At 77.0% G+C, this 18,806-nt stretch carries 20 protein-coding genes; 16 read left to right on the top strand and 4 right to left on the bottom strand.

Annotated elements, in window-relative coordinates:
• Positions 1-127 precede the first annotated feature (127 nt).
• The 7 genes from eccCa (at position 128) to glmM (ending at position 8,438) form a co-directional block, all read left to right on the top strand.
• Positions 128-3,838, top strand: a complete 3,711-nt coding sequence (gene eccCa, locus ACL02T_RS18495) for a type VII secretion protein EccCa (RefSeq protein WP_412831958.1) — start codon at positions 128-130, stop codon at positions 3,836-3,838.
• 43 nt (positions 3,839-3,881) lie between these two features.
• Positions 3,882-5,060 (top strand): type VII secretion-associated protein, encoded by a 1,179-nt coding sequence (locus ACL02T_RS18500; protein WP_412831959.1) that lies wholly within the window; start codon positions 3,882-3,884, stop codon positions 5,058-5,060.
• Positions 5,061-5,153: 93 nt separating this feature from the next.
• Positions 5,154-5,483, top strand: a complete 330-nt coding sequence (locus ACL02T_RS18505; protein WP_412831960.1) for a WXG100 family type VII secretion target — start codon at positions 5,154-5,156, stop codon at positions 5,481-5,483.
• 13 nt (positions 5,484-5,496) lie between these two features.
• Entirely contained in the window at positions 5,497-5,784 is a 288-nt protein-coding gene (locus tag ACL02T_RS18510) for a WXG100 family type VII secretion target (protein WP_412831961.1), read from the top strand.
• A gap of 271 nt (positions 5,785-6,055) precedes the next feature.
• Positions 6,056-6,499 carry a 50S ribosomal protein L13 gene (rplM, locus tag ACL02T_RS18515; RefSeq protein WP_412831962.1) on the top strand — a complete coding sequence of 148 codons (444 nt, stop codon included), beginning with the start codon at positions 6,056-6,058 and terminating at the stop codon, positions 6,497-6,499.
• Between the two features lie 149 nt (positions 6,500-6,648).
• A complete protein-coding gene (gene rpsI, locus ACL02T_RS18520; protein WP_412832028.1) occupies positions 6,649-7,080 on the top strand; it encodes a 30S ribosomal protein S9 in 432 nt (143 codons plus the stop codon).
• Between the two features lie 11 nt (positions 7,081-7,091).
• Positions 7,092-8,438 carry a phosphoglucosamine mutase gene (gene glmM, locus ACL02T_RS18525; RefSeq protein ID WP_412831963.1) on the top strand — a complete coding sequence of 449 codons (1,347 nt, stop codon included), beginning with the start codon at positions 7,092-7,094 and terminating at the stop codon, positions 8,436-8,438.
• Positions 8,439-8,580: 142 nt separating this feature from the next.
• Here glmM and ACL02T_RS18530 read toward each other — a convergent pair whose 3' ends face one another.
• From ACL02T_RS18530 to ACL02T_RS18540, 3 genes are all read right to left on the bottom strand, one after another.
• Complete coding sequence (locus ACL02T_RS18530) at positions 8,581-8,910, bottom strand: hypothetical protein (protein ID WP_412831964.1); 330 nt, start codon at positions 8,908-8,910, stop codon at positions 8,581-8,583.
• Positions 8,907-9,176, bottom strand: a complete 270-nt coding sequence (locus tag ACL02T_RS18535; protein WP_412831965.1) for a hypothetical protein — start codon at positions 9,174-9,176, stop codon at positions 8,907-8,909. The genes ACL02T_RS18530 and ACL02T_RS18535 overlap by 4 nt, the downstream gene beginning before the upstream one ends.
• Before the next feature lie 71 nt (positions 9,177-9,247).
• A complete protein-coding gene (locus ACL02T_RS18540; RefSeq protein ID WP_412831966.1) occupies positions 9,248-10,078 on the bottom strand; it encodes a poly(ethylene terephthalate) hydrolase family protein in 831 nt (276 codons plus the stop codon).
• 197 nt (positions 10,079-10,275) lie between these two features.
• On the opposite strand from ACL02T_RS18540, the gene ACL02T_RS18545 reads away from it, so the two are divergent.
• The 9 genes from ACL02T_RS18545 to tsaD all read left to right on the top strand — a co-directional run bounded on the left by ACL02T_RS18545 (position 10,276) and on the right by tsaD (position 18,073).
• Positions 10,276-10,575 (top strand): DUF4333 domain-containing protein, encoded by a 300-nt coding sequence (locus tag ACL02T_RS18545; RefSeq protein WP_412831967.1) that lies wholly within the window; start codon positions 10,276-10,278, stop codon positions 10,573-10,575.
• 30 nt (positions 10,576-10,605) lie between these two features.
• Positions 10,606-12,084, top strand: coding sequence for an NAD(P)H-hydrate dehydratase (locus ACL02T_RS18550; RefSeq protein ID WP_412831968.1), 1,479 nt, complete (start codon positions 10,606-10,608; stop codon positions 12,082-12,084).
• Between the two features lie 212 nt (positions 12,085-12,296).
• Positions 12,297-13,553 (top strand): alanine racemase, encoded by a 1,257-nt coding sequence (alr, locus tag ACL02T_RS18555; RefSeq protein WP_412831969.1) that lies wholly within the window; start codon positions 12,297-12,299, stop codon positions 13,551-13,553.
• Complete coding sequence (locus ACL02T_RS18560) at positions 13,550-14,668, top strand: alpha/beta fold hydrolase (RefSeq protein ID WP_412831970.1); 1,119 nt, start codon at positions 13,550-13,552, stop codon at positions 14,666-14,668. The genes alr and ACL02T_RS18560 overlap by 4 nt, the downstream gene beginning before the upstream one ends.
• On the top strand, positions 14,665-15,117 hold the full coding sequence (gene tsaE / locus ACL02T_RS18565; RefSeq protein WP_412831971.1) for a tRNA (adenosine(37)-N6)-threonylcarbamoyltransferase complex ATPase subunit type 1 TsaE: 453 nt from the start codon (positions 14,665-14,667) through the stop codon (positions 15,115-15,117). The genes ACL02T_RS18560 and tsaE overlap by 4 nt, the downstream gene beginning before the upstream one ends.
• Positions 15,118-15,124: 7 nt before the next feature.
• Positions 15,125-15,835, top strand: coding sequence for an HAD family hydrolase (locus ACL02T_RS18570; RefSeq protein ID WP_412831972.1), 711 nt, complete (start codon positions 15,125-15,127; stop codon positions 15,833-15,835).
• Between the two features lie 47 nt (positions 15,836-15,882).
• Positions 15,883-16,566 carry a tRNA (adenosine(37)-N6)-threonylcarbamoyltransferase complex dimerization subunit type 1 TsaB gene (tsaB, locus tag ACL02T_RS18575; RefSeq protein WP_412831973.1) on the top strand — a complete coding sequence of 228 codons (684 nt, stop codon included), beginning with the start codon at positions 15,883-15,885 and terminating at the stop codon, positions 16,564-16,566.
• Positions 16,563-17,030, top strand: a complete 468-nt coding sequence (gene rimI / locus ACL02T_RS18580; RefSeq protein WP_412831974.1) for a ribosomal protein S18-alanine N-acetyltransferase — start codon at positions 16,563-16,565, stop codon at positions 17,028-17,030. Before tsaB ends, rimI begins: the two co-directional genes overlap by 4 nt.
• Positions 17,027-18,073: a tRNA (adenosine(37)-N6)-threonylcarbamoyltransferase complex transferase subunit TsaD gene (gene tsaD, locus ACL02T_RS18585; RefSeq protein ID WP_412831975.1), complete on the top strand. Its 1,047-nt coding sequence runs from the start codon at positions 17,027-17,029 to the stop codon at positions 18,071-18,073. The genes rimI and tsaD overlap by 4 nt, the downstream gene beginning before the upstream one ends.
• Before the next feature lie 56 nt (positions 18,074-18,129).
• On the opposite strand, the gene ACL02T_RS18590 is transcribed toward tsaD, so the two are convergent.
• Complete coding sequence (locus tag ACL02T_RS18590) at positions 18,130-18,759, bottom strand: TetR/AcrR family transcriptional regulator (RefSeq protein ID WP_412831976.1); 630 nt, start codon at positions 18,757-18,759, stop codon at positions 18,130-18,132.
• Positions 18,760-18,806: the final 47 nt, after the last annotated feature.

Consider the following 18,806-nt stretch of genomic DNA (forward strand, 5'->3'; position numbering starts at 1 on the left):
CACCGACCGCACCGACACGACTTCGACGAAACCGCCCCACGGCGCCGCACCGCGTTGCGATCATCACCCGCGCAGTATCGGCCGGACGGGTGCCCGCCCGCGGCCGTTCGGCGAAAGTGGGGCACGAGTGGGGACGGTCGAGGTCGCACGGCGCCGCCGGCGGATGCCGCAGCTGCCCACCGGCGAGATCCGGGTGGAGCCGCCGCCCGAGCCGGAGCGCGCGGTGCCGCCGGGGCTGCTCGCCCGGGCACTGCCCGCCGCGATGCTCCTCGGTTCGCTCGGCGTGATCGGGGTGATGGGCCCCGGCGAGCCGACGGCGTGGGTCTTCGGCGGGATGTTCGCCCTGTCCTCGGTCGGCATGCTGCTCACCGGCGGCACCGCCCGGGGCTCCGAGCGCACCGCGACGGTGGACGAGGACCGCCGCGACTACCTGCGCTACCTCGCCCAGCTGCGGGCGCGCGCCGGGCGGGTGGCGGCGGCCCAGCGCGCGGCGCTCGAGGACCTGTACCCGCACCCGGCGGCCTGGCCGGAGGTGCTCGCGACCGGACGGCTGTGGGAGCGCGAGCCGGGCGACGCGGACTTCGGACGCGTCCGGGTCGGCCTCGGCCCGCAGCGGCTCGCCACCCCGCTCGTGCCCCCGCGCACCGGGCCGGTCGACGCCGTCGAGCCGGTGAGCGCCCGCGCGCTGCGCCGCCTGCTGGCCCGGCACTCGGTCGTGCCGGACCTGCCCGTCGCCGTGGACCTGCGGGCGGCGTCGGCGGTCTGGCTCGACGGTCCTCCGGAGCGGGCGCGGGCGGTCGCCCGGGCCGTGGTCGCCGGGTTCGTGCTCGCCCACGGCCCGGCCGACGCGGGCGTCGCGGCGCTCACCGACAGTGCCGCGTGGGACTGGCTGAAGTGGTTGCCGCACAACGCCCACACCGTCGACCGCGACGCCGTCGGGTCGGTCCGCATGATCACCGGCGACCCCGACGAGCTGCGCCGGCGGTGGGCCGCCGAGCCCGGGCCGCGGCACCTGCTCGTCGTCGTCGACGGCCCGGTCGACGGCCCCGGCCCCTGGGCGGCGACCGACGGCGTGACCGTGCTGCGGGTCGGCGCGCCCGCGGCGCGGCGGGAGTCGGCGTCGGTGGTGCGGTTGCGCCTCGACGAGCCCGGCCCGCTCGCGCGCCCGGACGAGCTCGACGCCGCCGAGGCGCTCGCCCTCGCCCGCCGGCTCGCCCGGTACCGGCCCGCGGGCGCCGCGCGGGCCCGGCCCGCGGCGCACGGCCTCCCCGACCTGCTGGGGCTGCCGGGGCTCCGGGCGGCGGACGTGGCGGCGTTGCGCCGCTCCCGGTCCGCGTCCGATCGGCTGCGGGTCCCGCTCGGGCTCGACGACGCCGGCCGCCCCCTCCTGCTGGACCTCAAGGAGTCCGCGCGGGGCGGCAGCGGGCCGCACGGGCTGTGCGTCGGGGCGACGGGCTCCGGGAAGAGCGAGCTGCTGCGGAGCCTCGTCGTCGGCCTCGTGCTCGCGCACGGCCCCGCCGAGCTGAACCTCGTGCTGATCGACTTCAAGGGCGGGGCGACCTTCCTCGGCCTGTCCGGCCTGCCGCACGTCTCCGCCGTGATCACCAACCTCGCCGACGAGCTCGCCCTGGTCGACCGGATGGCCGATGCGCTCGAGGGCGAGATCACCCGCCGCCAGGAGCTGCTGCGGTCCGCGGGGAACCTCGCCGGGATCGCCGAGTACGACCGCGAACGGGCCGCCGGGCGGGACCTGCCCCCGCTGCCGGTGCTCCTGGTCGTGGTCGACGAGTTCTCCGAGCTGCTGGCGCGCCGGCCCGAGCTGGTCGAGCTGTTCGTGCGGGTGGGACGGCTCGGCCGCTCCCTCGGCCTGCACCTGCTGCTGGCGTCGCAGCGGCTCGACGAGGGCCGGCTGCGCGGGCTGGAGTCACACCTGTCCTACCGGGTCGCGCTGCGCACGTTCTCGGCCTCGGAGTCGCGCGCGGTGCTCGGCGTGCCCGATGCACACGCCCTGCCGCCGACGCCCGGCGCGGCGATCCTCGCGGCGGGCACCGACCAGCTCGTCCGGTTCCGTGGCGCGTACGTGTCCGGGGCGGCGCCCGCGGGCCGGGCCGCCGTCGCACCCCGCGCGCACCGGTTCACCGCCGCGCCGGTGACCGCCCCCGAGCCGTGCCCGGAGCCGGCCGGGGCGTGCGTCCTCGAGGCCGCGGTCGACGCCGTCGTCGCCCTCGGGGGCCCGGCGGCCCACCGGGTCTGGCTCCCGCCGCTCGACGCGCCGCCCCCGCTCGACGCCCTCGGGACCGGGGCGGCGCTACGGGTACCGGTGGGCCTCGTGGACCGCCCCGCGCGGCAGCGCAGGGACCCGCTGGTCGTCGACCTGGCGGGCGCGGCGGGCCACGTCGCGGTGGCCGGGGGGCCGCGGTCGGGCAAGTCGACGGCCCTGCGCACGCTCGTCGCCGCGCTCGCCCGCGCGCACACCCCGACCGAGCTCGGGGTCCACGTGCTCGACCTCGGCGGCGGGGGACTCGCCGCGTTGGCGGAGCTGCCGCACGTCGGCACCGTCGCCGCCGAACCGGATCTCGTGCGCCGCACGCTCGCCGAGGTGGACGCGCTGCTGGCGCGGCGCGAGGCACGGTTCCGCGCGGCGGGCGTCGGCTCGGTCGAGGAGTTCCGGGCCCGGCGCGCCGCCGGGGACCTGGCGGACGAACCGGCGACGGACGTCCTGCTCGTCGTCGACGGCTACGGCGCCCTGACCGCGGAGCCGGCGGGATCGGCCGTGCCGGCCGGGCCGGTCGGCACGCGCGGCGCCGACCCCGGCGCGCGGCTGGCCGCGATCGCCGCCCGCGGTCTCGCCTACGGGATCCACCTCGCGGTGTCGGTCGGCCGCTGGGGCGAGCTGCGGCCGGCGCTGAAGGACCAGCTCGGGACCCGGCTGGAGCTGCGGCTCGGCGAGCCCGGGGACTCCGAGGTGGACCGCCGCCGGGCGGCCGGCGTGCCCGCGCGCCCCGGTCACGGGCTCACCCCCGACGGCGACGCGATGGTCCTGGCCGCCCCCGGCCCACCGGGCCACCGGCCCGGCCCGGCCTTCCCGCCGGTCCGCCTGCTGCCGGCGCTCGTACCCGCGGAGCCCCTGCTCAGCAGCCTCGGCGGCATCCCGCTGGGGCTGGACGAGGAGCGGCTGGAGCCGGTCCTGCTCGATCCCGCCGAACCCCACCTGCTCTGCTTCGCCGACGCCCGCAGCGGCAAGACGGGACTGCTGCGACTCCTGGCCCGGGGCATCGCGGCGCGGCACACGCCGGAACGCGCGCGCATCGTGGTGATCGACCCGCGGCGGTCGCTGCTCGGCGCCCTGCCCGCGAGCCACGTGATCGAGCACGCGGGCACCGCCACCGCGATCGCCGACGCCGGGCGCGAGCTCGCCGGGACACTGCGCCGCCGCCTGCCCGGGCCCGAGGTCACCCCGGAGCAGCTCACCGCGCGGGACTGGTGGTCCGGCCCCGACGTCTGGGTGCTCGTCGACGATCACGACCTCGTCGCCCCGCCCGGCTCGACCGCACCGGATCCCCTGGCGCCGCTGGCGGAGTTCCTGCCGCAGGCAGCCGACGTCGGGCTGCACCTGGTGGTCGCGCGACGCGCCGGCGGGGCCTCCCGGGCGCTGTTCGACCCGGTCGTCGGGCGGCTGCGGGAGCTGGGCGGGCCCGCGCTCGTGATGCACGGCAGCCCGGACGAGGGGCCGCTGGTCGGCGCGGTCCGTGCCGGACCGCAGCCACCGGGCCGCGGCCTGCTCGTCGACCGGCGGGGCGGCCCGCGCCTGGTGCAGGTGGCGTGGGCGGAACCGTGAGCGGCCGGGGTTCTCGGGGGTGCCCGACGGCGCAGGAGCAGCCGTGACCTGCCCCGTCGAGTCCGGTCGGGGCGGGACGCGCGTCGCGGGCCGGGAGGAGGGGCGGCCGGTGCTGCTCGGGGTCCTCCCCGCCGGTGTCCCGCCGGGGGCGGCCGCCGCGGCCCTCCTGCCCGGTGCCCGGGCGCTCCGCCCGGCGCACCTCCCGGGCCTGGTCGTCGACGCCGGGGCGGGCGGGACCCGGGTCCTGCGCGACGGGCGGCCGGTCCGCCACATCCCGGTCGGCGGGCTGCACCTCGACGCGGCCGTGCGGACCCTGCTGCCCGCGCCGCCCCGCCGGGAGGCCGACGTCCGGGAGCTCCGCGAGACGCTGTCGCTGCTGCCCGCGGCGACCATCGGCACGGAGGAGGGGCGGGTCCGGGTCACCGCCGAGCAGGTGCGGGCCGCGCTGACGCCGCTGCTGGGGCGGATCGTGGACGCGACGGCCGGGATCGCCGGCCGGCCGGAGCCCGTGCTGCTGGTCGGCGGGGTGGCGCGGACCCCGCTGCTCGCCGAACTGCTCGACCGGGCGGGCGTCGCGCCCGTCACGGTCGCCCCGCGGCCGGAGGTGGCGGCGCTGCTCGCGACTCCCGACCCCCCGCGACGGGCGGCGGAGCCCGAGGACCGCGCCGCGCCGCGCCCACCGCTCCCGCCGCCCCCGCCGGTCCGGCGGCGGCGCACCGTCCTCGCCGCCGTCGGGGCCGTCGTCGCGGCCGTCGGCCTGCTCGGTCTCGGCCTCCTCCTGCCCGGCCCGCTGCCCGCGGACCGCCTCGTCCAGTACGGCTACGAGCTCGCCGTGCCGGTGGGCTGGGCACACGTCGGCGGCGCCCCCGAGCACCGCCGCACCCTGCTCGCGCCGGTGGCGCAGCCCGACGGGACGGGGCTCGTCGCCGTCGAGCGCACCCCGCTCGGCTACGACGCCGGCACCGAGGGCGCGCGGGCCCGCGCCGAGCTGCGGGAGCGCTACGACCGCGCGGTCGCGACCGGCGTGCGGCTGGAGGGCTTCCGGGAGGAGGGCGGCGCACTGCGCTACCGCGAGATCGGCGGGCCCGCCACGGTGGAGTGGCACGTCCGGCTCGAGGGCACGGACCAGATCAGCGTCGGTTGCCGGTACCCGCCCGGCGGGTCGGCGGCCGTCGAGCGGGCGTGCGCCGTCGTCGTCGCGTCGGTGCGGGTCCGGGGCTGAGCGCGCGTTCACCATCGCGAACGCCCCGGCCGAACCGGCCCGCCGCCGGGCCCCGCGCTGCCAGGCTCGCCGCACCAGACCAGGGAGGACCTCATGACGAGCGGGACCACCGGGGCCGGCGGGTTCGGCACCACACCGGAGGAGATGGCCAGGGCCGGCGCCCGGGTCGTGGACACGGACGAGCAGGTGCAGGCCGAGCTCGGCACGCTGCGGTCGAGGCTCACGCCGCTCGCCGGCACGTGGCGGGGCGAGGCCGCCGCGACGTTCGAGGCGCTGATGGCCCGCTGGGACGCCGACGCCCGCGCGCTCTCCGCCGCCCTGCGCGGCATCGGCGAGGCGATCAGCGGGTCCGGACGCACCTACCGGCAGGCCGAGGAGGAGCAGTCCGCCTCGCTCTCGGCGATCCGCGCGGCACTGGGCTGAGGGGAGCGGGACCGTGGGCGAGATCAGGGTCACGTTCGCCGAGCTGGCCGCGGCGCGCACCGCCGTCACCGGGACCGCGGCGCGGATCACCGCGCGGCTGGACGACCTGCGGCGCGAGCTGGCGCCGCTGGTCGTGAGCTGGGAGGGCGAGGCCGCGACGGACTACGCCGCCCGGAAGAAGCAGTGGGACGTGGCCGCCGCCGACCTCACCGCCGTGCTCGCCCGGATCGGTGAGGCGCTGGGCCGCGCCGAGGAGGGCTACCGCCGCGTCGAGCAGGCCAACGCCCGCCGCTGGGCCTGAACGGTCGGCCCCGAGCCGCGCGCCCCGCCCCCGCGTGGGGAGTCCGGAGCGGGGCGCGTACCCTCGTTCCCCACAGGGAGTTCGCCGCCCGGAGGGGGCGTTTTGACCTCCGTTCCGAGCGGCGGGTACCCTGACTGTTCGTTGTGCGACGGGTGGAGACCCGCGTCGCCTCCGGCCCAGGCCGGTGGTCGGTCGGCGTCCGCACCGGCGCACTGCCCAGAGAGACTGACTTCGAGGCAGCTCCCGAGCCCGAGAACGACGAGGTAGACCCGTGCCCACGTACAGCCCCAAGCCCGGTGAGATCACCCGTGCCTGGCACGTGATCGACGCCACCGACGTGGTGCTCGGTCGACTGGCCACCCACGCCGCCACCCTGCTGCGCGGCAAGCACAAGCCGACCTACGCGCCCCACATGGACACCGGCGACTTCGTCGTCATCGTCAACGCGGAGAAGGTCGCGGTCTCGGGCAAGAAGCGCGACGACAAGTTCGTCTACCGGCACTCGGGCTACCCGGGCGGTCTCAAGCAGCGTTCGGTCGGCGAGATGATCGAGACGCACCCCGACCGGCTGGTCGAGAAGGCCGTCAAGGGCATGCTGCCCAAGAACCGGCTCGGCCGGGCGATGGCCAAGAAGCTCAAGGTCTACGCCGGCCCGTCGCACCCGCACTCGGCCCAGAAGCCGCAGCCGTTCGAGATCACCCAGGTCGCGCAGTGACCTACCCCGAGAGCAACGAAGAGGGACAGAGCGTGAGCACCCCCGAGTCGCCCGAGCAGGAGGCCTACACCTCCGAGGCCGGCGACACCCTGGACTACACCATCGGCGACGCCGCGTCGTACGACACGGACGAGACCGAGGCCGGCGAGATCAGCGGGGCCGACGAGTTCGCCGTCGAGGCCCCGGTCGTCTCCGACCGCCCGGTGCAGACCGTCGGTCGCCGCAAGGAGGCCGTGGTCCGGGTGCGGCTCGTCCCCGGCTCGGGGCAGTTCCGGCTGAACGGGAAGTCGCTCGAGACCTACTTCCCGAACAAGCTGCACCAGCAGCTCATCAAGGAGCCGCTGGTGACGGTCGAGAAGACCGAGCGGTTCGACGTCTTCGCCAACCTCCACGGCGGCGGCCCCTCCGGTCAGGCCGGCGCGCTGCGCCTGGCCATCGCCCGCGCGCTGGTCGAGGTGGACTCCGAGGACCGCCCGCCGCTGAAGAAGGCCGGCTTCCTCACCCGGGACGCCCGCGCCACCGAGCGCAAGAAGTACGGCCTCAAGAAGGCCCGCAAGGCGCCCCAGTACTCGAAGCGTTGATCCGGTACCGGATGCGTCGACTCTTCGGAACCGACGGCGTCCGGGGCCTGGCGAACGGCGAGCTCCTCACCCCGGAGCTCGCCGTTTCCGTCTCCGCCTCGGCCGCCCGTGTCCTCGCCGCCCACCGTGCCGCCGGGGACGAGCACCGGCCCGTCGCGCTCGTCGGGCGCGACCCCCGCGCCAGCGGCGAGATGCTCGAGGCCGCCGTGCTCGCCGGCCTGGCGTCCGCCGGCGCGGACGCGGTCCGGTTGGGCGTGCTGCCCACCCCCGCGGTCGCCCACCTCGTGGACTCGCTGGGTGCGGACCTCGGGGTGATGATCTCGGCCTCGCACAACGCGATGCCGGACAACGGGATCAAGCTGTTCGCCGCCGGCGGGCACAAGCTGCCCGACGCGCTGGAGCTCGAGATCGAGCAGGGCCTCGCCGCCGCCTGGACCCGGCCGACCGGCGCGGCCATCGGCCGCGTCCGCGAGCTGCCGGAGGCGCTCGACCAGTACGTCGCCCACCTGCTCGTCGCGACCCCGCACCCGCTGACCGGCCTGAAGGTCGTCGTCGACTGCGCGCACGGGGCCGCCTCGGCGGCGGCGCCGACGGCCTATGCGAAGGCCGGGGCCGAGGTCGTCGCGCTGCACGCCGCGCCGGACGGGCTCAACATCAACGCCGGCGTCGGGTCCACCCACATGGACGCGCTGCAGGCGGCGGTGGTCGAGCACGGCGCCGACCTCGGCATCGCGCACGACGGCGACGCGGACCGTTGCCTGGCCGTCGACGCCGAGGGCCGGATCGTCGACGGCGACCAGATCCTGGCGATCCTCGCGCTCGCCATGAAGGAATCCGGCGAGCTGGCCGAGGACACCCTCGTCGCCACCGTCATGAGCAACCTCGGGCTGCACCTGGCGATGAAGGCGGCGGGCATCACCCTGCGGACCACCGCGGTCGGTGACCGGTACGTGCTCGAGGACCTGCGGGCCCACGGGTTCACCCTGGGCGGCGAGCAGTCCGGGCACGTCGTGCTCCCCGAGCACGCGACCACCGGCGACGGGCTGCTCACCGCGATGCGCGTGATGGGTCGCATGGTCGAGACCGGCCGGTCCCTGGCGGAGCTCGCGGCGGTGGTGCAGCCCCTGCCCCAGGTGCTGCAGAACGTGAAGGTGGCCGACAAGGAGGCCGTCGCGGCGTCGCCCGCGGTGGCCGAGGCGGTGGCGTCGGCCGAGGTCGAGCTCGGCGAGACCGGGCGGGTGCTGCTGCGGCCCTCGGGCACCGAGCAGCTGGTCCGCGTGATGGTCGAGGCGGGCACCCTCGAGCTGGCCGAGTCCACCGCCGGCCGCATCGCCTCGGTGGTGGCCGCGGCCGTCTGAGCCGCCGCCCCCGGCCCGCCGCCCCGGCACGTCGCCCCGGCACGTCGCCCGGCACGTCGCCCGGCACCAGGGGGACCGCCCGCCACCCCGCGACGGCCCGGCCCCTGGGCCGGGCCCGGCAGCACGCGGGCCGGGCCGCTGTTCAGGGCCCTTCCGGTTCGTCGTCGAGCAGCGGGAGCCGCACGCCCCGCGCCTCACCGATCCGCCGCCCGCCCGTGCCCGGCAGCACCGGACCCGTGGTCGGGCCGGTGGCGTGCTCGGCGGGCGACGGCGCGAGCCCCCGCGCGAGTTCGGCGACCGCGTCCGCCTGCCGCTCCAGCTCCCGACCGACGAGCGCGATCCGCTCGGCGAACTCGACCCCGCGGGCGTCCCACCAGCTCGCCCGCACCGCGCGGGCGACCCGGGCGGCATCGGCGGCGGCGGTGCTCAGCCGCTCGACCACGACGTCGAGCCCGTCGTCCCGGCGGCTCACCGCTCACCGACGACGCCGTCGGCGGCGGACACCGCGTCGAGCTCCGCGCGCCGCACCGCTCCCGCGACCTCTCGGAAGGTGCGGGCCGCGGCCGTCATCTCGTGCGCCGCGCCGGCGACGACGCGGCCGATCTCCCGGCGCTCGTCGGCGGCCGGCCCGGGGTGCCGCAGGGCCCGCGCCAGGTCGTCGAGGTCCAGCCCCAGGGCGGCGGCGTGGGCGGTGGCCGCGGCGAGGCCGTCGGGGTCGAGATCGAGGTCCGGGCGCACCCGGACAGGATGGGGCCGCCGCACCCCGAGGGCGGTGCCGTCCGCCGCGACCGTTCGCGATCGCGAATCGCTCAGGCGGCGGGATCGTCCAGCACGGTGCCCGGCACCTTGCCGTCGACGAGCGCGTCGACCCGGTCCTCGCCGCACAGCTCCTTGAGCAGGAAGGCGGTGACCAGCGCGCGCGTGATGCGCCGGGTCTTCGCGTCCGGCCCGCCCGAGAGCACCAGGTCGGACCAGTGCAGGCCCTCGAGGAAGTCCGTGTGCCCGGACTTCGGCAGCCGGCGCACCCAGGTGGGGCCGGCGCAGGCGGCGGCGATCTGCTCCGCGTGGCCCGCGATCGGCGCCACCGTGTCCTTGCCCGCGACGACGTGCAGCGACGGCACCGAGATCGCCCTGGCCGCCTCGACCGGCGACGGACGGGTCTGCGACGCCGCGATCGCCACCACCGCCGCGACCTTGGGGTGTCCGGCCGCCGCCAGCAGCGCCGCGCCCGCACCGATCCCGTGCCCGGCGAGCGCGGTCCGCCGCGAGTCCACGCTGATCCGGCCGTCGCCGAGCCGGACGCCGGCGCAGACGTCGAGCGTGGTCCGCAGGTCGGCGGAGAACCGGGCCACGCTCGGCAGCGGGCTGCCCTGGGAGCCGGGCGCCGCGGCGACGATGCCCCAGGACGCGAGGTGGCGCAGCAGGTCGGCGTAGCGGGAGACCGGCTGCATCCAGTCGTGTCCGAACGCGACGGCGGGCAGACCGAGGCCCTCGGCCGGGGCGAACACCACGCCGGGGATGCCGACGAGCCCGAGGTCGCCGCGCAGCACCTCGTCGGGGCCCGGCCGGGACAGCCGCTCCAGCGCGTCCTTGGCGTTCCGCAGCTCGGGAGGACGGGTGAACGTGCTGGTCCGGCTCACAGCGGAACCGTACCGTCGCCCGATCACCCCCGCCCAGTGGCGTCGGCCGACCACCACCGGACCGGGCAGCCCGCCCGCCGCGGGGTGGCCAGCGCGAGCAGCGGGTGTGGTGGCACCACTCCTGTCCCGCGCAGCGCGCGTCCCTAGCGTTCTGACCAGGCCGGAAACGCTCCGGCACCCATCCGGGAGGACAGACGATGAACGCCAGGACCGCACGTACCATCGGCACGCTGGCCGCCGCCGGGGGCCTGCTCCTGGGCCTCAGCGCGTGCAGCATGTCGGTCTCGAGCGAGGACGTGAAGTCCGAGATCACCCGCGTGGTGCAGGAGCAGCTGCAGACCGCGCCGGACTCGGTCGACTGCCCGTCGGGCCTCGACGCGACCGTGGGGGCCACGCTGACCTGCCACGTCGTGGTCCCGCAGCGCACCTTCGACGTCGTGGCGAAGGTGACCGCGGTCGAGGGCAGCGACGTCCGGTTCGACATCAACGAGGTGTAGCCGCCGGTCGCCGCGGCTAGCGTGCGGGCCATGCAGGGTGTGTGGACCGCGCAGCAGATCCGCGAGACCGAGGAGGTGCTCCTCGCCCGGCTGCCGGACGGGGTGCTGATGCGCCGCGCGGCCCACGGGCTCGCCCTCGCCGTCCGCCGCTACCTCGGCGAGCGGCACGGGCGCAGCGCCGGCCGCCGGGTGACGGTGCTGGTGGGGGCCGGCAACAACGGCGGCGACGCGCTCTGGGCCGGGGCCGAGCTGCGGCGCGGGGGGCTGACCGTCACCGCCGTCCTGCTCGCCCCGGACCGCGCCCACCCCGCCGGGCTCGCCGCGCTGCGCCGCGCCCGCGGCCGGGTGCTGGCGGCGGAGGACCCGGCGGCGCGCGCGGCCGTGACCGGCGCCGACGTCGTCGTGGACGGGATCGTGGGGATCTCCGGCACGGGTGCGCTGCGCGAACCGGCCGGGGCGCTGGTCGAGGCCGCGGGGACGGCCGGGGTGCCGATCGTGGCCGTCGACCTGCCCAGCGGGGTCGACGCCGACACCGGAGCGACGGAGGGGGCCGCCGTCGCGGCCGCGCTGACCGTCACGTTCGGCGCACGCAAGCCGGTGCACGTGCTCGCCCGCCCGCGGTGCGGGGAGACCGTGCTCGTCGACATCGGACTCGCGCCGGAGCTGCCCGAGCCGCACGCCTCGGTCCTCGACGCCGCGGACGTCGGCCGGCGCTGGCCGGTCCCCGGGCCGACGGACGACAAGTACTCGCAGGGTGTGGTGGGGGTGGCGGCCGGCTCGGCCACCTATCCGGGCGCGGCCGTGCTGGCCACCGGGTCGGCCGTGCTCGCGACCAGCGGCATGGTGCGGTTCGCCGGGACCGCCGCCGACGTCGTCCGCTCGCACTGGCCCGAGGTGGTCGGCACCGACGACCTCGCGACGGCCGGGCGCACCCAGGCCTGGGCGACCGGCCCCGGGATCGGCACGGACGACGCCGGGTACGACCTGCTGTCCGGGGTCCTCGAACGGGACGTCCCGACCTGCATCGACGCGGACGGCGTCACCCTGCTCGGCCGGCACGAGGACCTGCGCCGGGCGGTGCGGGGCCGACCGGTCGTGCTCACGCCGCACGCCGGCGAGTTCGCCCGGATCGCCGGCGACGTCGGCGCGGACCGGATCGCCGCCGCGCGCCGGGCCGCGGCCGAACTCGGCGTCACCGTGCTGCTCAAGGGCAACGCGACGGTGGTCGCCGACCCGGACGGCCGGACGCTGGTCAACACCTCGGCGAACGCGTGGGCCGCGACCGCCGGCTCCGGCGACGTCCTCACCGGACTCGTCGGCGCGCTGCTCGCGGCCGGGTTGGAGCCGTGGTGGGCCGCGGGCTGCGCCGCGTTCGTCCACTCGCGCGCCGCGACCCTCGCCTCCGTGCGGGCGGGCGGGGAGCCGGGCGTCCCCGCCCCCGCCTCCACCCTGCAGGCGGCCATCCCCGCCGCGATCCGGGAGGTGCGGAAGGCGGCGCTGGGGGTGTGAGGTTGCCGCTCGTCGTGATCGCCGGTTCGGTGCAGACAGGGCTCCGCTGGCTGCCGTGGGTGCACGGGCTTGGTGATCGTGAGGCAGTCTCGCCGCCGAGTGCGCCGGTTCGCTACGGGGCTTCCCCCGGGACAGGCGTCCGGCCGGGGGAGCCGGACTTCGCGGCCGTGATCGATACAGCTCCGGTCGGGGGCGGATGTCAGAATGCGGGCGTGTCCTCGCTCCCCGGAACGGCCCCGCCCACCGGAACGGCCCCGCCCACCGGAACGGCCCCGCCCACCGGAACGGCCCCGCCCACCGGAACGGCCCAGCCGGCCGGAACACCGCGCGTTGCGGACCGGCCGCGGGCCGAGGCGGTCGTCGATCTCGGGGCGATCCGGCAGAACGTCGCGCTGCTGTCGGGGGCGGCGCGGGAGTCGGGTGCGCAGACCATGGCGGTGGTCAAGGCCGACGGGTACGGGCACGGTGCGGTCGAGGTCGGACGGGCCGCGCTGGCCGCCGGTGCCACCTGGCTCGGGGTGTGCACGATCGAGGAGGCCCTGGAGCTGCGCGAGGCCGGCATCACCGCGCCCGTGCTGTCCTGGCTGCACCTGCCGGACGAGGACTTCGCCCCGGCCGTCGCCGCGGACGTCGACCTCTCGGTCTCCTCCGTGCGGCACCTCGCCGGGGTGCTCGACGCCGCGCGGCGCGTGGGCCGTCCCGCCCGGCTGCACCTCAAGATCGACACCGGGTTGTCCCGGAACGGCTGCCAGCCGGCCGACTGGCCCGAGCTGCTCGACGCGGTGGAGAAGGCGGGCGACGAGGCGGAGGTGGTCGCCGTCTGGTCGCACCTCGCGCACGCCGACCGGCCGCACCACCCGGTGATCGACGTCCAGCTCGCGCGGCTGGACGCGGCCTGGGAGCTCGCCCGCGGGCGCGGTTTCGCCCCGCTGCGGCACCTCGCCAACTCCGCGGCCACCCTCACCCGCCCCGACCTGCACCTCGACCTCGTCCGGCCCGGCATCGCCGTCTACGGGCTGGACCCGCTGGACCGGCCGGTCGAGGAGTCGCCGCTGCGCCCGGCGATGGAGTTCCGGGCGCGGGTCGCGCTGGTCAAGCGGGTTCCCGCGGGGGAAGGCGTGTCGTACGGCCACGAGTGGACGACCCCGCACGAGACCACCCTGGCGCTGGTCCCGGTCGGGTACGCGGACGGGGTGCCCCGGCGGCTCAACGCGCACGGCCGGATGCGCGTCCATCTCGCGGGCAGGGTCCGTCCGGTGGTCGGCCGGGTCTGCATGGACCAGGTGGTGGTCGACTGCGGCGCGGACGAGGTCCGCGAGGGCGACACGGCGGTCCTCTTCGGTGCGGGCGCCGGCGGCGGGCCCACCGCCCAGGACTGGGCCACCGAGCTGGGCACCATCCACTACGAGATCGCGACCGGCGTGCACGGCGCCCGGGTCCGTCGTACCCACCTCGGCACGGGGGAATGAGCGTGCCGGGCCCGACGCTGTGGCAGGTCCTCGGGGTCGCGGGCGGCGTCGTGGGCGCCGCGGGTGCGGCCGTCGGGATCGGGGTGGCGAGCCACAAGCGGCACGAGATCGCCAAGGAGCGCCGCCGCCTCGCGGGCGAGCTCGACTCCGGCGGCCGGCAGCCGGGCGCGGAGCCGTCGGCGACGTCGTCGTCCGTGATGACCGAGGACGGCATCCGGCTGGCCTGCGAGGAGCTGCCGTCCCGCACCGGCGAGCCGGCGCTCACCGTCGTGCTGGTGCACGGGTTCGCCCTCGACCGCCGGACGTGGCACTTCCAACGCGAGGCGTTCCCGCTGCTCGCGGACCCGTCCGTGCGCACCGTGCTCTACGACCAGCGCAGCCACGGCCGTTCCCAACGCGCGCCGCGGGAGAGCTGCACCCTCGAGCAGCTCGGCCACGACCTGGACTCGGTCGTCCGCGCCCTGGCTCCCGACGGCCCGCTGGTGCTGATCGGGCACTCGATGGGCGGCATGACGCTGATGGCCCTCGCCGAGCAGCAGCCGGAGCTGTTCGAGTCGCGGGTGCAGGGCGTGGGGTTCGTGTCGACCTCGGCGGGCGAGATGGGCAGCGCCGGCCTGCCGGGCACCCTGCTCTCCCGGCACAACCCGCTCACCCGCGGGCTCGGTGCGCTCGCCCGGGTGCAGCCGCGGTTCGTGGAGGGCACGCGCAAGGCCCTCGGCGACATCGTCTGGAACTTCACCCGGCACTTCGCGTTCGGCGACCGCCGCGTCGACCCCGCCCTCGTCGACCTCGTCGACACCATGATCAGCGCCAACGCGCTCGACGCGCTCACCGACTTCGCCGACACCCTCGGCACGCACGACCGGCTGGCGGCGCTGCCCGCGCTGGCCGGGTGCGAGGTGGTGGTCGTCGCGGGGACGAAGGACCAGGTCATCCCGTACTCGCACAGCGAGCGGATCGTCGCCGAGCTGCCGAAGGCCGAGCTGCTGGAGCTGGAGGGCGTCGGGCACCTGCCGCTGCTGGAGCGGTCCGGGGAGGTCCAGGAGGCGCTGGCGGAACTGGTGCGGCGGGCGGCCTCGCGGGTCCCGACGCGACGCAGGTGGAGGCGAGCATGACGTGGGACGAGCCGATCGAGCTGCCGGAGCCGGCCGACACGGAGGCCTTCGGCGAGGAGCTGGGCCGCCAGCTCGCGGCGGGTGACCTGGTGGTCCTGTCCGGGCCGCTCGGCGCGGGCAAGACCGCGCTCGTCCGGGGCCTGGCCCGCGGGCTGCAGGTCGCCGGCCCGGTGACGTCGCCGACCTTCGTCATCGCCCGGGAGCACCGGCCGTTGCCGGGCGGGCCCGGCGTGCCGCTCGTGCACGTCGACGCCTACCGGCTCGGCGCGGTCGCCTCGGTCGCCGCGGAGCTCGACGACCTGGACCTGGACACCGACCTCACCGAGGCCGTCGTCGCGGTGGAATGGGGCGAGGGCGTGGCGGAGCGCCTGGCGGAGAAGCACGTCCTGGTCCACCTCGAGCGGCGGGCGGACGACGTCCGGGTCGCGCGCGCGGAGCGGGTCGGGTGAGCGGAGCGTGATCGACGCGGTCCTCTTCGACTGGGGCGGCACGCTCACGCCGTGGCGCACCATGGACTTCCACGCCGGCTGGCGGGCCTACACCGAGGTCCTGCACGCCGGCGAGCCGGAGCGGGCCCGCGAGGTCGCCACCGCCCTCGCCGAGGCCGACACCGCCCGCTGGGCCGCGGTCAAGGACGGGGCCCGGGCCTTCCACCTCGCGCACGTGCTGGCCGACGCCGCGGTCGACGAGACCTCCGAGCTGCACGGCACCGCGCTCGAGGCCTACCGCGAGTTCTGGGTGCAGGCCACGCACACCGACCCCGAGGCCGCCCCGATGCTGCAGCAGCTGCGCGATCGCGGGCTGCGGCTCGGGGTGCTGTCCTCCACGATGTGGCCGGGCGAGTGGCACGAGGAGTGGCTGCGCCGGGACCGGGTGCTGCACCTGTTCGACGGCGTGACCTGGAGCAGCGACCTGGTCCACACCAAGCCGCACCCGGAGGCCTTCCGCGCCGCGATGGCCGCCGTCGGGGTCGAGGACCCGACCCGCTGCGTCTACGTCGGCGACCGCCCGTACGACGACATCAGCGGGGCCAAGGGCGTCGGCATGCGGGCGGTCCTGGTGCCGCACAGCGACATCCCGGAGGCGCAGCGGGTCCCGGTCGACGTCGAGCCCGACGGGGTGATCCGTCGCCTGGCGGAGCTGCCCGCGCTGCTGCAGGACTGGTAGGCGGCCCGGGGACGGTGCCGGGGAGCGACGCTCGTAGGCTCGGTGACGTGCTCGTGCTGGCCCTGGACACCGCCACGCCCGCCGTCACCGCCGGGATCGTGCGGCTGACCGACGGCCCGGGCGCGCGCGTCACCGAACTCGGCGTCCGGGTCGCGCACGACGCCCGCAAACACGGTGAGCTGCTCATGCCCGGTGTGCAGGGCGCCTGCGCCGACGCCGGGATCCGGCTGCGCGACGTGGAGGCGATCGTCGTCGGCGCCGGTCCGGGGCCCTTCACCGGCCTGCGGGTCGGGATGGTCACCGCCGCCTCGCTGGGCGACGCCCTCGACGTCCCGGTGCACGGGGTCTGCTCGCTCGACGCGATCGCCCAGGCGGTCGTGCTGCCCGGGAAGCTCACCGGGAACCTGCTGGTCGCCACGGACGCGCGGCGCCGCGAGGTGTACTGGGCGGCCTACGAGGCCGAGGGGGCCCGGCTGACCGGCCCGACCGTCGAGGGCCCCGACTCGGTGGCCGAGCGGCTCGACGGGCTGCACCTGGTCGCCGCGGCCGGCAGGATGGCCGACCGGTTCGAGCTGCCCGTGCGCGAGCCGGCCGGCCCGGTGCCCGCCGGGCTGGTCGCCGCGGCCGCCCCGGCCCTGGACGCCGGCCGCGACCCCGGCCCGCTCGAGCCCCTCTACCTGCGCCGACCCGACGCCGTCCCGCCCGGGGAGCGGAAGAAGGTGCACACGTGACCGACACCGGGACCGTCACGATCGGTCCCCTCTACCGCGCCGACGCGCCGCGCTGCGCCGAGCTGGAGAAGATCCTCTTCCCCGGCGACGACCCGTGGAGCGCCCAGTCCTTCCGCGACGAGGTCTCCCGCGGCCTGCCGTACTTCGCCGCCCGGCTCGACGGCGAGCTCGTCGGCTACGCCGGGCTCGGCGTCACCGCGGGCCCACCGCAGGCCGAGGCCGAGGTGCACACCATCGGGGTCGACCCCGCGCACCGGGGCCGGGGGATCGGCCGCCGGCTGCTCGACGCGCTGCTGCAGGTCGCCGACGAGCTGCACGCGACCGTCTTCCTCGAGGTCCGGACGGACAACGAGCCCGCCATCGGGCTCTACGAGACGACCGGGTTCGCCGTCGTCGGGCTGCGCAAGCGGTACTACCGGCCCAGCGGGGCCGACGCCTACACGATGAAGAGGGACCCCCGGTGACGATCGTTCTCGGTGTCGAGACCTCCTGCGACGAGACCGGCGTGGGGATCGTCCGGATGTCCGACGCGGGGGTCGCCGAGCTGCTGGCGAACGAGATCGCGTCGAGCGTCGAGGAGCACGCCCGGTTCGGCGGCGTCGTCCCCGAGGTCGCCTCCCGGGCGCACCTGCAGGCGATGGTGCCGGCCGTGCACCGGGCGCTGGCGACGGCCGGGCTGAAGGGCTCGGACGTCGACGCCGTGGCCGTCACCGCAGGCCCCGGGCTCGCCGGTGCGTTGCTGGTCGGGGTCGCGGCGGCCAAGGCCTACGCGGCGGCGTGGGAGGTCCCGCTGTACGGGGTGAACCACCTGGCCGCGCACGTCGCCGTCGACACCGTGCAGCACGGTCCGTTGCCGCCGGCGCTCGCGCTGCTGGTCTCCGGCGGGCACTCCAGCCTGCTCGCGGTGCCGGACCTCGCCGGGCCGGTCACCCCGCTCGGCGCCACGATCGACGACGCCGCCGGCGAGGCCTTCGACAAGGTCGCCCGGCTGCTCGGGCTGCCCTTCCCCGGCGGCCCGTGGATCGACAAGGCCGCGCGCGACGGCGACCCGGCCGCGATCGGATTCCCCCGCGGGCTCACCGGCCCGCGGGACGCGAAGTTCGACTTCTCCTTCTCCGGGCTCAAGACCGCCGTGGCCCGGCACGTCGAGGCGCTGGAGCGGGCGGGGACGCCGGTCCCGGTCGCGGACGTTGCGGCGTCGTTCCAGGAGGCGGTGACGGACGTCCTCACCGTGAAGACGGTGAAGGCCGCGCAGGAGTACGGCATGGACACCGTCCTGCTCGGCGGCGGCGTCGCGGCCAACTCACGGCTGCGCGCGCTGGCCGAGGAGCGCTGCACCGCGGCGGGCCTGCGGCTGCGGGTCCCCCGTCCGGCCCTGTGCACGGACAACGGCGCGATGGTCGCCGCGCTCGGCGCCCACCTGCTGCACGTCGGCGCCGCACCCTCCGACCTCGACCTCCCCGCCGACTCCGGCCTCCCCGTCACCGAGGTCCTGGTCCGCGGCTGACGCCGCCCGTCCTGGGTCGGTGGTGCGGGAGCCCCGCCGACCGCACACGGACGCCGTCAGGCGCAGGCGAGGCGGCCGAGCAGGTGGCGGGCGCCCGCGCGGAGGTCGTCGAGGGCGAGCTCGGAGCCGGACAGGTGGCGGAGCAGGGCCTGCTGGAACAGCCCGTCGACGGTCGCGTAGGCCAAGACCGGGCTGCAGGTCGGCTTCCGGCCGGCCAGCTCGGCGTAGCGCCGGACGATCCGCCAGACCATCCGCTCCAGGCTCTGGTCGATCTCGGCCACGTCCGGCCGGAATGACTCCTCGAACAGCGACTGCGAGCGCAGGTCGTACCAGAGCCGGTGCAGGGGCGCCTCGTCGCGGCAGGTCGCGGCGAGACCCTCGGCGAAGTCCGCGGCCAGGCCCTCGGGCGTCGCCGAGTCGGTGACGATCGCGTCGTACCGCTGCACGCACACGGCCTTGTACCGGCGCACGCAGTACATGATCAGCTCGACCTTGTCGCGGAAGTAGTAGTGCAGCGTGCCGTGGCTGAACTCGGTGTTCTGCGCGATCTCGCGCAGGCTCGTGCGCGCGTAGCCGCGTTCGGACAGGGTCTGGAGTGCGCCGTCGGCCAGCTGCCGGCGGCGCTCCTCGACCTTGTCGACCTGACGCCGGGAGGTCCGGTCGGTCCGGTCGGCGGACGTCGTCACGGGGGGCCAGCGTACGCCGCGGTTCCGCTCGGGGGCCGCGGCGCGCC

It is taken from the genome of Pseudonocardia oceanicola (assembly GCF_047200735.1).
Classification (GTDB): Bacteria; Actinomycetota; Actinomycetes; order Mycobacteriales; family Pseudonocardiaceae; genus Pseudonocardia.